General features: G+C 57.5%; 11 protein-coding genes. 3 read left to right on the forward strand and 8 right to left on the reverse strand.

The features are described 5' to 3' along the window. Positions 1–460: L,D-transpeptidase (locus AC6FTP_RS04945; protein WP_497205795.1), on the forward strand; the 460-nt coding region annotated here is incomplete at its 5' end. A 1-nt stretch (position 461) separates the two neighbouring features. Here AC6FTP_RS04945 and AC6FTP_RS04950 read toward each other — a convergent pair. Genes AC6FTP_RS04950 through AC6FTP_RS04970 form a run of 5 tightly spaced genes read right to left on the reverse strand, consistent with a single transcriptional unit; the run spans position 462 to position 4308 of the window. Next, positions 462–932: an OmpA family protein gene (locus tag AC6FTP_RS04950; protein WP_497205796.1), complete on the reverse strand. Its 471-nt coding sequence runs from the start codon at positions 930–932 to the stop codon at positions 462–464. A gap of 13 nt (positions 933–945) precedes the next feature. Next, complete coding sequence (locus tag AC6FTP_RS04955) at positions 946–2151, reverse strand: hypothetical protein (RefSeq protein ID WP_497205797.1); 1206 nt, start codon at positions 2149–2151, stop codon at positions 946–948. After that, on the reverse strand, positions 2152–3084 hold the full coding sequence (locus AC6FTP_RS04960; RefSeq protein WP_497205798.1) for a TonB C-terminal domain-containing protein: 933 nt from the start codon (positions 3082–3084) through the stop codon (positions 2152–2154). Between the two features lie 7 nt (positions 3085–3091). Further along, positions 3092–3499: an ExbD/TolR family protein gene (locus AC6FTP_RS04965; protein ID WP_497205799.1), complete on the reverse strand. Its 408-nt coding sequence runs from the start codon at positions 3497–3499 to the stop codon at positions 3092–3094. Then, positions 3496–4308 (reverse strand): MotA/TolQ/ExbB proton channel family protein, encoded by an 813-nt coding sequence (locus AC6FTP_RS04970; protein ID WP_497205800.1) that lies wholly within the window; start codon positions 4306–4308, stop codon positions 3496–3498. Before AC6FTP_RS04970 ends, AC6FTP_RS04965 begins: the two co-directional genes overlap by 4 nt. Positions 4309–4711: 403 nt before the next feature. Here AC6FTP_RS04970 and AC6FTP_RS04975 point away from each other — a divergent pair, with 403 nt between their 5' ends. Then, positions 4712–7147 (forward strand): Amuc_1098 family type IV pilus outer membrane protein, encoded by a 2436-nt coding sequence (locus tag AC6FTP_RS04975; RefSeq protein ID WP_497205801.1) that lies wholly within the window; start codon positions 4712–4714, stop codon positions 7145–7147. Positions 7148–7252: 105 nt separating this feature from the next. Here AC6FTP_RS04975 and AC6FTP_RS04980 read toward each other — a convergent pair whose 3' ends face one another. Further along, entirely contained in the window at positions 7253–8170 is a 918-nt protein-coding gene (locus AC6FTP_RS04980) for a fumarylacetoacetate hydrolase family protein (protein ID WP_497205802.1), read from the reverse strand. A gap of 37 nt (positions 8171–8207) precedes the next feature. Here AC6FTP_RS04980 and AC6FTP_RS04985 point away from each other — a divergent pair, with 37 nt between their 5' ends. Then, positions 8208–14393 (forward strand): immunoglobulin domain-containing protein, encoded by a 6186-nt coding sequence (locus AC6FTP_RS04985; protein ID WP_497205803.1) that lies wholly within the window; start codon positions 8208–8210, stop codon positions 14391–14393. A gap of 173 nt (positions 14394–14566) precedes the next feature. On the opposite strand, the gene AC6FTP_RS04990 is transcribed toward AC6FTP_RS04985, so the two are convergent. Both AC6FTP_RS04990 and AC6FTP_RS04995 read right to left on the reverse strand, forming a co-directional pair. Continuing rightward, positions 14567–15859: a hypothetical protein gene (locus tag AC6FTP_RS04990; protein WP_497205804.1), complete on the reverse strand. Its 1293-nt coding sequence runs from the start codon at positions 15857–15859 to the stop codon at positions 14567–14569. Between the two features lie 565 nt (positions 15860–16424). Beyond that, complete coding sequence (locus AC6FTP_RS04995; protein WP_497205805.1) at positions 16425–16613, reverse strand: hypothetical protein; 189 nt, start codon at positions 16611–16613, stop codon at positions 16425–16427. Positions 16614–16631: the final 18 nt, after the last annotated feature.

Consider the following 16631-nt stretch of genomic DNA (forward strand, 5'->3'; position numbering starts at 1 on the left):
GGGAGACGGCTCTTATTGGCATGGTGCTGGCGTCACCGGCAAAGCGCGCATCCACATCGTGATCAGCGAACAGATGGCCTATTTTTACAAAGGCGAGAATCTCGTGGGCGCGTCTCCCGTGTGTACCGGCAGTGACCAGTTTCCGACTCCCAAAGGCAACTTCCGGGTGATGGACAAGGATCATGATCATCTCTCCTCGCTTTATGGGGACTACATCGACCCGCATGGCAACATCGTGGCGACGCAGATCGACAACCGGAAGGACCCGCGCCCGCCAGGCACCAAGTTTGACGGAGCAAAAATGCACTGGTTCATGCGTGTGAAGGGAGCCGTCGGCATGCACGAGGGGTACCTGCCCGGCTATGCGGACTCTCATGGCTGCATTCGTCTGCCGACGCACATGGCAAAGATCTTTTATGAAAATGCCCCCGTCGGCACGCCCGTGAAAATCACCGAATGATCTACTGCTGGTAGATCACCACGACACTGGAGGTCGGGGAACTCGGGGAGCTGTCGAACCCGAACCCCACGGTCTGAAGATGGGATGCCTCAATGCCGCTCTCGATCAACTGCTGGCGTACGGCCTGGGCGCGGCGCTCGGTCAGAGAACGTGCGAAGTCCTCCGGCAGACCTGGGGCGACGTAACCTGCGATGAGATACTTGGGTTTGCTGACACTCCATTCGGCGGCGAGGGCGGAGAGCGTCTTGCGGTGTCCTCCTGTGATGGCGTAGCCTTCATCCGCAAAGACGAGGGCCGGACATGCCGGCTTCAGGGCACCCAGCAGGGGACTCTGGAATCCATCACGGGTGCCGAGGGCAAACACGACGGAGGGCTCCTGCCCGGAGGAAAGGCCCGTCAGCTTGGACATCACGCTGCATGAGGGGGCGGCGAGCAGAAGCAGCGCAGAAGAGAGGCGTGTCAGAGTCTTCATGGCATCAGTGGGCTCATTTCATCCAGCGTGGCTCGGTGATCTGGCCATGCTTTTGCAGGATGGCGCGGCGCTGGCCTGAAACCAGGTGATGCACATACAAGGTGCCGTGCTGGGCATAACAGAGCGTCAGTCCATTCGGACTCCAGGAGGGGTGCGCGGCACCGCCGGTCTGAATGACACGCGCGAGACCATTGGGCCAGCCTTTCACGACCACGGCCAGAGCACCGCTGATGCGGGTGGTGAAGGCGACGCTTTTCCCGTCAGGGGAAAACTCGGGGTCAGTGCAGAAGCGGTATCCGGTGCGCCAGCGCACCAGCTTCGCTTCAGACTCATTCGTCTCAGGCACTTCGGCGATGTAGAGCTTCGGCCCGTCGCCACGATCATCGGAGAAGATCACCTGCTTGCCATCGGGATGCCAGGCTGGGCTGCTGGGTGCCCCAGTCGTGTCGCTGATGCACGCGGCTGTGTTTGAATTCAGGTCGGTGACGAAAATTTCGGGATTGCCGAGGAAACTCATGACCAGCGCGAGCCGCTGCCCATCAGGTGCAAAGGATGCTCCAAAGCTCGTGCCAGGAGTGTCCGTCACGGTGCGCTCCCATCCCTGGCCGAGATCGAGCCATTGGACGATGGGGAAGCCGTTGCGGTAACTTGTGTAGGCCACGGCAGATCCATCCGCGCTCAGCGATGGCGAGACGGCACCATGGCTGTGATGCGTGACTTGCAGCACTTCACGCCCCTCAGGATCACAGAGATAAACTTGCTTGCTGCCAGACTTGTCACTGACGAAAACGATCCGGCTCGTGGCGAGTCCGGGCTTGCCCGTGATGGCCAGGATGATGTCATCAGCGAGCGCCTTCGCATTCTCATCCAATCCAGGAGCGGCGTAGGTGCGCGCCATGAGTTCCTTCCCAGACGCATCCGCCAGACGGCCGTTCACACGTCCCCCGATGGAACTGCCAGTGACTGTGAAATCAGGTTTTTCACTCGTCAGCATGAAGTCACGGGATGACGTGAGTTCATCCACGAGCGATTGCCGCGCACTGCCGCCAGTGCCCCCGCTGAAATCGCTGACATGGATGCGCTTGGGTGTGGTCAGAGGCGCTTTTGCCCCGGAATCAGATTTCCAAAACGGCAGCCATCTGGGCAGCGTAAGAGCCTCGGCTGCGTGCACATGCAGCACAAGGAGCCAAAGGAGGGAGATAATGCGTGCGACGTTCATCTACTCAATCAGAAGATTCACTCGCAGAGGGTAGCTCTCTTTTGGGAAACTTGAAGGAAGACTCTTGGCAATCTTTGGAATACGATCGAGCGCCGAACGGACAGACGCATCGAGCGCTTTAGAACCCGATGGCGTTTGCAGGACTACCTCTTTCACCAAGCCATCCCTCAGAATGACCAAATTCACGGTCACCCGGCGCTGCGAGTGCGGCACCGTGTCCAGCGGCGGCGGCTCCCACTCACGCAGAAGCGCCTGCTGAAGCGCGTTCTCAACCTCATCGAGTCCAGAACCGGCGCGGGGCTGACCCACCTGGGTCGCCTCATTGAGTTTGGCGATGTCCAGCAAGTTAAGCGTCGGCTTTGCCAGCAGAGCCGCCTTGCTTTCGTGGATGAAAGAAAGCGTAATGTACTTGTTTGCGGCGCGTCCCTGCCCTGCTGGTGGAGCAGGCGATGCAGTTTCTGGAGTGGCTGGGTCGCCTTGAGACGAGGGTGCAGCGGGCTTTTGTGTTGTCAGCAAAGAGTTGCCGAGGCCCGCAAGCGTGTCCGCAGGAAGTAATGACAAAGCTCCCTGGCTCGGCTGGCCTAGGATATGGGTCGGCGAGGATGACACCGAGTTCAACGTGTGAGCCGAAGTCATTCCCGCCAGACTCTCTGTCATCGAGGTTGGAAGCGACGGCCGGGGCCCAGGCGCGGGAGATAAAGCCCCTGCCACGGCAGGCTCCGACTTTACCCCTGCGGACTTCGGCGGGCTTAGATAATCCTCTGGTGAGTGCCATGCATAAGTCGAAGCTGTTGGTGCTGATTTCGCTCTCAGCGGCAGAAACGGGTACACAATCCAAACACACATGACCAGAAGCACATGCACGAGCCCGATCCCCACCACCGCTGGAATAAACGGTTCGAGAGGTGGGCGGCGGGTGGGTGAGGCGGACATGCAGTTGCTACGGTTGTGTCATCGGCTCAGTCGTCACCGCTGTGTGGCGAACATTGGAGGAGCGGAGAGCCTCCATGATTTGTAGCAAAGCTGGAGTTTTAAGTTCGGGCGGGACGCGCACCAGAACCCCCAGGTTCGGCTCGTCTGCCAGACGCGCCTTGAGTTCGCCGATAAGTTCCGTGTCCAGCACACCTTTGCCGGCAAGAGTCAGTTTCAGGTCCGCAGCCACCACGAGTTCCAGAGTCCTTTTTGGACTTTGCCTGACGGCGGATGGCGTGTCGCCATGGCGCTCTCCACGCAACACCGGCACGAGCACAAGCACCGCCAGCAGGAGCATCAGCATCAGATCCAACAGCGAAGTGATCTGCACCTCGGCGAGGAGGCCTGGCAGTTGACGGCTGAAGACTCTCTTCATAAGCGGGCAGGACTGCGCGGAGAGGCACTGGGCATGGGCATCGCAGGAGCACCCAGCGTGCCTAAACTCGGAAGCCCCTCCTCCAGCTTCCGATGGTCCACAAACTGCCGGTCAAACAGACCGCTGAGTTCCGAAGCAAAATTGTCCATCCTGACGATATGACCGCGGATGCGGTTTACGATGCCATTGTAACCCGCCACACTGGGCACCACCACCAACAGTGCCGCAATCGTCGTCATCAGCGCCGAACTGATACCTGGTGCCAGCGCAGCCTTCGCATCCAGATCCAGTGCAGCGAACACATCCAGCAAGCCCACCACCGTTCCCAGGATACCCAGCAACGGAGCCAGCGTGATCACCGTGGCCACCAGGTTCAATCTCAGCTCCAGTTTCAGCGCCGCACTGCTCACCGAGCGCTCCAAAGCATTGTGTACCGAGCCCATCTGACTCGGCGTGATGCGTCCCGCCCCCTGAAGCCGGGCCGAAAAACTCCTCCCCGGCTCCTCCTCTCCCACCAGATGAAACGCCAGCTCACGGCAGGCCGCATTGTAGAGAAAAAACAGCGGTGAGAACTCCACCTGCTCCTTTGTCAGATAGATGGCCAGCGGGTGCGGACTATCATGAAACCCGCTCAGAAAGCGCCGGTTGGCCCGCTCCGTGCGCCTCAGCAGGTGCCATTTGATCAGCAAAGCCGACCAACTGAGCGTGGAAAGAATGGCCAGCAAAATCAGGATACCCCACGCGAAAGGCGTGATGTGATCCAGGCCAAATTGCAGGCCGCTAACGACGGAGAGCGAGGATAAAAACATCACAGAGAAAAGTCTGGTAGTTAATCAACCTGAAGCGTCTGGCGTCAACCTAGGAATCGCTGATTCTAGCCCGCAGCCTGCTTGAGCTTGCCGTGTGGAAGACATGGAGTTGCTGCGAGAGTGGCTGATATAAGCGATAAGTGCAGATTCGAGATGCCGCTGTCCTTGGCCGCAACGGACTGTTCGTGCTCCATGGTGCTGAAGGATCCTCCTCCCCGTTCGGTTTTCCGACGGCATTTCATGGCTTCTATCTTGGAACATGATTGCGCCCAACGAAAGTCACTCCTGGTGAAATGAGGTTTCCAAAGATGCCTTTAAAGGAAAAAGGGCAAAAGAAAAGCTTGGGCTACCTGATGAAAACTGATAAATCAGCGGACTTGTTTGGCATTTGAAAATGTTTTCAATGATTTACCCGCTCGCCCAGTCCTCCAATTACTCCCGCATTAAGCGTAAGTTATTTATTGTCTTTGTTTTAGTTTCACCTGCACTCCTAACTCTGGGTGCAGATTCTGAAACCGTAAGCATCGCCGAGAGGGAGATTCAAAGCCGGATCCATAAATTGGGGGAATCGGAGAGGAAGCTTGAGATAGCAGACAAGTTGCTTCGAAAAAATCAATCCGCCGAATCTCTTGTTCTTTATCAGGAAGCTTACAATGAAATTCCTGATCTACCGGTTACAAAGAGCCTGCGGGCAGTCGCTCAGGAGGGATACCTGCGGGCAGGTATTATCCGGGCGAGAGAACTGGCGAATTCTGGGGATTATCCAGCAGCGACCAAGATTCTCGACGCATTGGATGAAAGTACCGTGTCGAAAGGTGACCCAGAAACCCAAGCGCTTCGGAAAAAAATAGCTGACCCAGATCGCTTTCCGCCTGCCTTGACACCAAAACATATCAAGAATGTTGGTGAAGTGCAGAGACTTCTCATTTTGGCGGCATCACAGCATGAAACTGGCATGTATGACCTCGCGCTTGGGACTTATGAGGAAGTAATTCACATCGATCCCGCCAACACCGCAGCCCGGCGTGGTATGGAGCAGATCGAAGCGGAGCGTGCGCGTTATTTGGAAACAGCCAAGGATCACCAACGCTCTCGCATGCTCAACAGAGTCAATGAATTGTGGGAAACCAAACCCGGCCTTAACCTGAATGAACTGAAAGCATTGGCTGAAAACTCCATTGGAAATACTGATGGTATGTCAGCGAAAACAGGCCGGGACAGTCTGGTGGCAAAATTGCGGGAGCTGAAAATTCAACGTATAGACTTTACCGGCGCTACATTGGAGGAAGTGATCGAGTATCTCAGAGTACGCTCCAGAGATGTGGATCCAGATCACAAAGGTTTGGATTTCGTCATCAGTCTGCCTTCAGACACTCCAAGACGTTCGATTTCCCTCAACTTGATTGATGTTCCAGTCGAGGAAGTGCTGCGTTATGCCACAGAGGTGGCAGGCGTAACCTACCGGATTGAGGAGTTTGCAATCCGCATCATATCTCTGACAGACACAAACACTTCTCTGATTTCAAAAACCTACCGGGTGCCTCCAGATTTCATCACCACGGCAGCAGTTGACCCGGCTTCAACACCATCCGACCCATTTGGCAAGCCTGATGCTGCCGCGACCACTACGGGATTGATCCGCCGCATGGGGGTCAAAGAGTTTTTAGAATCACGAGGGGTCACATTCCCAGAGGGTAGTGGTGCCAGTTACAATCCCGTCACCAGCATGCTCATGGTTCGCAACACTGCCGCGAACTTGGCGTCCGTAGATTCTGTGGTCGATCAGGCTCTCAGCACCTCCCCAAGGATGGCAGTTATCGAAGTCAAAATAATGGAGATCAACAACACGAAACTCGACGAGATGGGTTTCGATTGGTTACTCGGAGGGTTCGGCGGAAAAATCTCTACCGGTGGTGGTACTCCTGGCAACCAGCAGTCATCAACTTTTGCCAACGATGAGTTCCCAAGCTTCAACGGACTCAACAACAATGAACTCGGACCCGTAACCGCAGGACTGAGAAGCTCACCAGACCTCAACTCCACTCTTACCATAGAAGACGTGCTTTATGGCGCTGTGAGTAATACTTCGTCCCGTTCTCCGGGCATCTTCTCACTGGCAGGAGTCTTAACTGAGCCTCAGTTTAATGTGGTATGGCGGGGATTGGATCAAAAAACGGGTGTGGACCTCATCTCCAAGCCTTCTGTCGTGACCAAAGGTGGACAAAAGGCATCTATTGAGATCATTCGAGAATTCATTTACCCGACCGAATTTGATCCACCGCAAATCCCCACGAATGTAGGTAGCACGAACAACAATGCGGTTGTCGTAGGGCCAACCAGCCTTCCACCAATTCCAGTCACCCCCACGACTCCAACTGCCTTCGAGACACGCCGTATAGGAATGGTCTTGGATGTGGAGCCTGTGATCTCAGAAGATGCACGCTCTGTCGATCTCACGATCACACCTGAATTCACGGAATTTGTGGGATTCGTCAATTACGGCAGCCCCATCAATAGTGTTCAGCAAACGACCAATCCAGACGGTTCAATTACTGCCACAGATATTGCCTTAACCCCGAACACTATCCTTCAGCCCATCTTCTCCACCAAAAAGATCAACACGGCAGTGAAGGTCTATGACGGTGCCACTGTCGTTCTCGGTGGACTCATCACCGACAATACCATCATGATTGATGACCGTGTGCCGCTAATCGGCAATCTGCCTGTCGTGGGTAAGCTATTTCAGAGTAAAGTGAAGCAGCGCCGGATGAAGAACATGATCATGTTCGTGAGCGTCAAAGTGATCGATCCCGCCGGAAATCGCGTTAACCGGCCATGATTTCCTTGGAGATATAAGGTGCCGTCGTCGCATGGGTGGATGAACTCACGAAATTAAACTCGAAACAAGGAAGCGGATTTTTAGTCACCCACTCCAACCCGTCGGCTACGCCATTGGATTAACCAGAGTCCCAATGCCACTGATCTCGATGGCGACTTCGTCACCTGACTTGAGAGTGAATTCATCGCCGGGGACTATGCCAGTGCCGGTCATGAGAAAGGCACCTGTGGGGAAAGTGTTGTCGCGGTAAAGGAATTCCGCGAGTTCCTCCGGAGTGCGTTTGAGCTGGGCGAGTGTGGTTTCACCAGCGAAAACGACGGCCCCTGCGCGTGTAATGGCAACAGTGATCTTCGTCTCGCTTGAAATCGCCTCTTTCGTGATAAGCAGGCAGGGACCGAGTGCGGCGCAGAGTTTGAAGCACTTGGCCTGCGGCAGATAGAGTGGATTCTCGCCTTCGATGTCGCGGCAGGAGAGGTCGTTGCCGGCGGTGTAGCCGATGATTTCGCCATGTGGATTGATGACGAGGGTGAGCTCGGGCTCCGGCACCATCCATTTCGAGTCGCTTCGCAGATGCATGGGCTGGCCGGGATGGGCCACACGCTGCGGGGTGGCTTTAAAGAAGATCTCGGGGCGCTCGGCGGCATAGACGCGGTCGTAAAAGCTGCCGCCACCAGCTTCTTTGCTCTCCTCCATGCGGGCGGTGCGACTGCGGAAGTAGGTGACGCCTGCGGCCCAGACTTCCTGCGTGCCGATGGGGGCGAGGATGCTGCCTGGAGTGGGGGCATGGACCACGGTCAACTCATTGGCCACCTGGCTCAAGTAACCGTGCAGGTCTTCATGAGCGATGAGCGCATCCCAGTCGGTGTCAGGCAGGCGGAACCAGGAGTCGGTGTGCAGGAAAAAGCCGTGATTGGTGCGGTAGAGGTGCATGTGGGCGGCGAGGGTAGCGGCAGCCTGCGGCGTGTCAAACTCACGGCTTGGAAAGCGAGCACTCAGCCAGGATGGCAGGAGCCCCGCGTCCATAAATTAAGAAAAAAGATCTATTCCCCTAGTCTTCACGATGTTAGAAGAAGGAATGGACAACCAATCCCTCCCCCGCCGTCTTTGCATCCATGCCGTGTGGATGTTGCTGATGATCCTGACCGGGGGCCATGGTGCCTTGGCACAAGAGCCGAGTACGACGGGCACCTACCATGGGCTCGTCACCCGCACGATCGATCCTCCGCTTTGGAGCAATGCCCATTTGGGCGCGCGATTCGAGCTCACCGTCGCCGCCAATGGCAGCTACAATGGCACGGTCATCACCACCGGCACTCCGCTCAGTTTCAGCGGGTTCATCACAAGCACGGGCATTGGAACGGGAACGAGTTCGACGACGATCCCTCGCGGTGCATTGCCAGCACTGACTCTGGATTTGGATTTCTCCAACGATGCCGTCGGCGGCACGATCACCCATCCAGATGGAGAAATGGCCTCCGTCTCGGCTTGGCGTCGTGTCTGGGATAACACCGCGCGTCCAGCCACGGACTACCTGGGACGCTACAATTTCTATCTACCCACCAGCCTCGGAGAAGCAGGCCACGGCATCGGCACCTTCACCGTCGCAGCGAACGGAGATCTCACGGTCAGCGGGAAGCTGCCCGATGGCACGGCTTTTAAGACCGTCACTTTCCTCGGTCCAGACGGGCAGGTGCTGATTTATCAAACCCTGCCCTATGGCAAAATGGGCAGCCTTATCGGCATGCTGCGGCTGACGCCTGCAGCTGAAGCCATCCTGCCAACTCTGAGCGTGGGAGAGGTGGGGATGAGTTGGTTCAAACCGCAGCAGACGGCCGCTTCAGAAAGGTTTTTCAAAGATGGCTTCATCACCGACTGTTCTGTGATCGGAGGCATCTACGTAGCACCGGCCTCGGGTGACATCGCTGCTGGCCTGCTGGACGTGAATGTGAACGGCGCGATTCTTTTCGAGGGGCTGGCTGCCTATTCGGAAACACCCGCAAACTCCTACTTCACGCTCACTTCAGCGAACAAGCTGACGATGGCTGTGGCCGCCTTCAACCCGGCCAAGACAACCCTTACGGTGAAGCCTGCCACGGGTGAAATCAGCGGCGGGTTCACGCTGGTGGACAATGATTACAATCAGCAAACGGGCACGGACAAGGATGGCAACCCTGTTTACAAGAAGCTCACCCGGAAAGTGAAGTTCGAGGGGATCATCGTGGATGACGGCATCACCGCGACAACCTCTGGCTTCTATATCACCCCGACGAACCCGGACCCCTCCACCGTACCACCGACCACGTTGACCACCTCACCGCTGACCGGCGGCACGGTGAGCCTTGCGCAAAACCCAGAGGCACCGCCGCCGCTCTACATCGGCTTTGATACCGCTTCACTCTACGTCACTGAAGGGGAGCCAGCCATACTGTCCATCTTCACCACTGAGCCCCTTACTGAGACACGCACATTCACCATCTCTGTGGCGCCAGGCACGGCCACAGCGGCGGACCTCAGCGCCACTTCGATCAAGATAAGCATCCCCGCAGGCTCCGATCACGCCATTGTACAAGTTCCCGTGAAGGATGATGGGCTCGATGAAGAAGATGAGATCTTTTATCTTCGGGTGGATGATGGTGCTGGCTTTGATTTAAGTGATTCCGCTGTTTGCGAAGTGACCCTAACCGATGATGATTACCCCGTCGAAATCACCGGAGATCCGCAATCACAAATGCTCGCTCTGGGGGGCGTGGGCGGCTTCCGAGTCGAAGCGCAAGGCAGCGACCTGCAATTCCAGTGGCAACGCAACAGCACCGATATTTCAGGAGCCACGAGCAATCCGCTGGCATTCACGAATGTGCAGCTTAGCCAGGCCGGCCTATATCGGGTCAAGGTGTCCAACGCCATTGCCGCCCCATTCTCTGGCGCTGCCGAACTGGCCGTGGTGGACACGGGCGTAAGACTCGTCTCGCTGGCGCCAGGAAATCAGGCCGTGCTCACGGCGAATGTCGCCGGACCGCCAGGATCGCTGACCTATCAGTGGATGCTCTCGGGCAGCACCGTGGAAAACGACACCGGGGGAACATCCCGCATCACGGGTGCGACGACGCCGACACTGACGATCCGCAACCTTTCGGCTGCGGACATCGGAGACTACGTCTGCGTCGTCCAACAAACCTCTTCATTCCTGGAGTTGAGTTCGGGTGAATTCCGCCTGCGTCTGCCGAGTGTGAAGCCAAGTCTGGCGGATGTGGAACTTCCCGAAGGGCAGATCCTGCGGCCTTACTTTTTTGAGACGCTGTTTGATACCGATTTCGAGGCGGCTCCAGGTAGTTTCAGCGCGACGGGTCTGCCCGCAGGACTGAGCATCGACCCCAATACGGGCATCATCAGCGGCATCCCGACGACTGCGGTCACGAACGTGACCGTCACCATCACGGCAACGAACCTTCTCGGCAGCACGAGCGTGCAAAGCCTGCTGACCGTACTTCCCTTCCCTGCCGCAGCCCTGGGGACTTTCCACGGTTTGGTGGATCGAGTGACCTTGATGGATCCGATGTTTGAATCCACTCCCTGGCCGCGCGCGGAGATGGGAGCACGCATCGAGCTTCAGACAACGGCCACGGGTGGCTTCAGTGGCAAGCTGCTCAATGGCAGCACACTGCCCTTCAGTGGCCAACTCAACTTTGATGACACAGGCATCCTCAGCGGCAAGACCACCGTCGCCCAAACAGCGAGCGGACTGCCACCGCTGCATTTGCAGGTGGTTTTTGATCTCGATACGCAAACCTTCAGCGGCACGCTCGGTGATCAGGATGCCACTCTCGAACCCGATCCTTTTGACCCGAACCCAACCATCGGAACCTTTGCCTCTGTCTGGGGCTGGCGCAATGCCTGGAGCCAGGCCACGCCCGCCACCGCCTACCTCGGACGTTACAACTTCACCCTGGCCAGCGATGGTTCTGGTGATCCCTATTTCACGCCTGAAGGGACAGGATTCGGCACCTTCGTTTCGATTGCCTCGGGAACTTTCAATGTCACCGGGATGATGCCCGATGGCACGACATTCATCTGCAATACCTTCCTCGGTCCAGATGGGCAGGTTTTGCTCTACCAGCCATTGTTTAAAAACCCCGGCAGCCTGCATGGCGCCATCCAGGTGAATCTTCAGGTCGATGATGGTAGCAGCGGCAACCCGCCTGGACTGGATCCAATTCCGCCCACCGTCACCCTCATCCAATCAACCTTCGAGACAAGCCCCGAAGGTCTGCGCTGCTCCTGGAACAAGCCCTCTCAGACAGATGCCAAGGACAAGCTCTACCGCGTGGGTTTCCCCACCGTGTATTTCATGGTGGATGGTGGCCTGTACCCCCCCCCCGAAGCCGGTGCCATCGTGATGGATCTCCCAGACGTGGCCCTGAACGCGGAACTGCAGTTTTACTCCAGCACGGCCAGCACCGAGTTTCCAAGTCAGGATCTGACCATCCCTTCGACGGGCAAGCCGACCGTCCCGACCGACGTGAACAACCCAATGAAACTCACCTTCACGCTGAACGCCGCCACCGGGGAGTTCAATGGCGCTTTCACCAAGCTGGATGAGGATCCCAACCGCCCACCACTTTATAACGATGTGACCGGCAGGCTCATCCGCCCGCAGGGCTACTTCTCACGCAGCGCCCGGTACTATGGCATCATCGTCAACAACTCCATTCTTGCCGGTGGCCCCGGGATGTCCATGGGCAGCGGCCTGTTCACCATTCCTCAATTGCCCACCACGGATACTGATCCGCCCGTGACAACAGCCAACGCCCAAACGATTTCCGGGCGTCTGATGTTTGCACGCAATCCTGAGTCAGAAGAACCCCTGACCATCGGCTTCACCAGCGGAGGCTTCTTCAGCTTCTCTGAGTCCGAAGCTGGCATGGTCATGCCCATTACCGTGAACATGAGCCAGCCGCAGAGCAGCCGGCGCACCATCCCTCTGAGCATCCAGCACCGCACGACATCAGCAGCCGACTTTACGATCTCTGCCACTTCCGTTGTCTTTGAACCGGGAGCAACCGAAGCCTATGTCAATCTCGTGATCACGCAGGACAATCTGGACGAAGTGGATGAGGTCTTTTATCTCAAGCTCGCCGACGGTCCTGGCTACAATCTCTTCAGCAGCCGGCAGGCGATTGCGATCATGGATGATGACACCGCAGTGCAGATCAACCGTGATCCCTCCCACCAATTGGTGAGCACCAACAATCCTTTCAGCCTGGATGTCGAAGTCGAAGGTTCCGATCCATTCAGCTTCCAGTGGCGTCGCGATGGCGTGGACATCCCGGGAGCCATCCAGCAGATGTTGAGCGTTGATATCGCCAAACTCAGCGATGGTGGGCGGTATGATGTGGTCGTCACCAACCGTGTCGGCAGCGTCATTTCGGCGAAAGCGAATGTCGCAGTCATGGACAGCAACGAGCGCTTCTTCCCATTGGCGGCAGGCAGCAATGCCAGCCTGAGTCTGAACATCAACGCACCGGCTGGCTCCGTCACCTACCAATGGATTCGTGCACTGACTGGGACGCCGATCTCTGATGACGCCCACATCACGGGCAGCACGACGAAGACCCTGGTGATCAACAACACCACGATTGATGATGAAGGAGACTATGTCTGCGTCGTCACTCAGCCAAGCTCGGACATTTTCATGCCTGGCCTTGAGCTGCCCAGCCCGCTGCAACATCTGATCATCGTCAGCGAAAAGCCCGCATTGATCGCCTTGCCTGCCCTCACGGGAGCCGTGGCGTTGCCTTTCGGCTATCAAGTCGAGTTCCAGCCAGAATCCTACCGTCGGCCTGCCAGCTTCAGTGCCACCAATCTGCCTGCTGGTCTGAGCATTGATGTGGTGACCGGCCTCATTTCCGGATCTCCCTCGGCGGCAGTTACCAACCGTGCCATCACCGTCACAGCCACCAACGCTGGCGGTTCCGACAGCGTGAACACGACGATCACCATTGATCCCCTGCCCGCCAGCATCATCGGGACATTCCATGGCTATGTGGACAGAAACCTTGGACAGCAGATCTCTGATATCCCGCCAGAATTCCTGCCCCCATGGTCAGATGCCGAACTTGGCGGCCTGATGGAGATCACCACCCTGCCCACGGGCGGTTTCTCCGGCAAGCTGACCTATGGCGGCACCGCCCACGGATTCACCGGCAAGCTCATCCAACAGGAAGGTGCAGGCATCATGGCAGATGCGCTCATCCAGCGAACCGGCAAGCCGCCGCTCTTACTTACCTTCTCCCTCGATCCACTCAATCCCGACATGATCATGGGCCAGGTCGATGTTTCGGCCATGCTCCTCGCCCCAGCACCGATGCAGGCTTGGAAGCAGGTCTGGTCAGTCGGAACACCGGCCACCGCCTATGCAGGCAACTACACCTTTGCCCTGGGGACCGATTCCGGTTTTTCTGACTTCAGCCCTGGTGGCGCAGGTTTCGCCACCTGCACCGTGCCTCTGAATGGTGCTCCGTTCGAGATCAAAGGCCGCCTGCCAGACGGCACAGCCTTTGTCTGCAGCAGCCTCCTCGGACCGCGTGGTGAATTCATCGTCTATCAGGGCCTGTATGCCCGACTTGGCAGTGTCCTGGCCGTTCAGCGTCTAGGTGCTGAGCCGGATGCGCCTGCTGGAGATCCTGTGTTTGTCGAAGCCTATGCGCTATCCACACTCTTCAAGCCCGCACAAACCTCCGCCAGCGAAACCATCTACCGCAACGGCATCGGTCCAGTGGGCCTGATGTTCGAAGGAGGCAGAGCCGTCGTGACTGCGCCCACCAATATTGTCATGGGGCTGACCGACGGAGACGACAACGCGATGATCAGCTTCATGAACGCCAATGTGGAAGGTAGCGAAACGCCCCCCAACACGGTCTTCCGAATCCGCGCAGGCGGAACCACCAACATGAAATCGGGGGTCGAGAATCCCGCGAAAGTCACCGTGACCGTCAAACCTGCCACTTCGGAGTTCAGCGGATCTTTTCTTCTCAGCGACACGAATCCGCTCAATCCATCAAGCAGCCTGCCACGCTCATCGAGCTTTCTGGGCATGTTCATCCAACGGTCGGATGGCAGTCAGATTGGCCGTGGTTACTTCACCCTGAAGCAACTTCCTGATCCGGGAGCCATTCCGCCTACCACAGTGAGCACGGCTCCCAGCTTCACGGGTCTTGTCGAGATCATGGCCGGTCCTGGAGTTCCGTAAGGCAACCGGCGGCCTGTGAATCCGGTTCATTCGAGCCGGGGTTGGCTTGCGCCTTTGGATCACATCAAAAGCGCTCAACGTGTTCTCAACGAGGCCAGCACCCGATGACTGAGAAGGCACCCATCCATCCAATGCTTTGGTGCAGCCACGCTGTGGAGCTTCACACCACTATTTCAGCGACCCACCGGCACCGCTTTTTGAGTTTCGGTGGGCACCTGTGCATCATCCGCAACAGGTGCTGTCTCGATAGGTGAACCACGTTGCGCTTTCGGAGCCGAAGGGACGGAGTACCAGTTGAGTTGCGGCACTGCAGAAAGGTTCACCCAGCTTTGCGAACCGAGTTTGGCCCACTCCAGCTCGGCGATGGCCCAGACTTGGGCACCCCAGGGGATCTTGTCACGAAGCTCGCGCCCGAGGTCGGATTCGCGATCCACAAACACGACGCTGGAGAAGGGGTTCGGGGGGGCTGGGCTGATGCGGAATGCATCCTTGTTATTGGAGGCGTTGGGAACCTTGTCTTCAAAGTAATGAATGCGCGTCATGCCGACGTGGAAACGAGCGGCACCCTCTTGATACCCCTGAAGGAATTTCTCCAGCAGACGATCCTTAAACTCGACGAAACACAGCCAGTCCACTTTGGAATTACCGCCACTCATCTCGAGCATGACGGGAACAGGAAACTCCCACACTTTGCTCTCCATGCCGAAGACAGCATGAGCTCCACCGCCAATCTGGGGCTTGGGATCATAGCGCACAAGAGCCAGGGCATCGACCAAGATGGGGCCATCAGGATTGTTGCTATAATAGCGTTCCATGATCGGGCGCATGAGATCAGCAGCTAATGTGTATTTGAGTCGCTCCTGCAGGTTGCCGGCCTGAAGAAATTTTTTCAGCGCCTCGGCCGCAGGCTTCGCCTCTTCTGTCACGTCATCCAGACGGATCGATGTTGCAGCGGTGCTCCCACCAGCGGCATGAGGTGAAGCGTCTACCATTTTACCGTCTGGTTTCGGCGGCACTTCCACCAGCGGACTGGTTGTGGGAGGATTTGGCGCAGGGATGGGTGTCAGTGGCCCAGGAGCCTGGGGAGAAGGCTTCCGCACCTCTACCACGTCTCCAGAGCCAGTCGGCATGGGCATCTCTGCCGGACGAAGCGGAACCGAATCACCCGGAACAGGGTTTTCAGGCAAGGGTGCAGAAGGCGGACTTTGGACGACTTGCTTGGAGTCTGAAGCTGGCACGGCTTTCGACGGCTCGACCTCTTTCTTTTCAACAACCACTGGGGGTTCTTTCAATTCGGTGATCACCTCAGGCACAGGCACCACTTCGGGGGAGGCCTCAGTGAACTTCGCCACCAACTGCATGACGGGTTCACGGAAAAGCCAGCCCGCAGCCACCAGGAAGCCGCTAAGGAAAAGAAGCGCGAGGCCGATCATGAAAATATTCGTGGCGCGCTTCGGCTTGCGCATCGGGCGGGAGGGGGTGGAAGCCCCACCAAGTGAACTTGAAGGCATCACAAAGCCAGTTGTCGCAGGGGATGGTGAAGCCTGGGCAGTTGCCATTGGGTTGTGGGGAGCAGAGGGGAGCCCTCGGGCCATCAAGGAACCACCCAATTGAGCTGCTTCCCCCCCCAACATCGGCAGCGTGGGTGCGCCCGGAATGAGCGAACTGTGGCCACTGGCCCCTGCACCCTGGCGGGGAACGAGGGGTGACATTTCTCCCATCGGCGCAGGTGCGGTCGGAAAACCACCAGCCCACATCGGTTGCGCTGGCTGTGCGGGGGCACTCAGTCCAACGCTAATTGGTCCAGAAAACGGAATCTGCCCATTCCCTCGACGCTGGGGGAGGAAACTCTCCGCCTGCATGGGCATTGAGGCAGGAGCCTGCGGCATCATGACCTGTGGCTGAGTAGGAATGGCCGACTCAAGGATTGTCTGTCCGAGACCGGGCGTCTGCCAAGCAGGCGCCTGCGGCTGGCTGCTGGGCATTCCCGAAGGCTGCATCATGGAAGCCATGGGCATCTGACCTGAAAAATCAGGGGAGCGTGGCAATGATGGCTGCTGCGGCGCTGGCTGAGCCGCTCCAGGGACAAAAGCTGGCGGCGCAAAGAATGCGGAGGCTGCCGGGGCAGGAGCAGAGGGTGAGGTGATGGTATTCCCACAGACCGGGCATGGCCCACTGATCCCCGCCATGTGGGCGGGCACGGTGAGTACATGCTGGCATGCACCACACGAAAATTGG

Origin of the sequence: Prosthecobacter sp., assembly GCF_044378005.1 — a bacterium.
Lineage (GTDB): Bacteria > Verrucomicrobiota > Verrucomicrobiia > Verrucomicrobiales > Verrucomicrobiaceae > Prosthecobacter.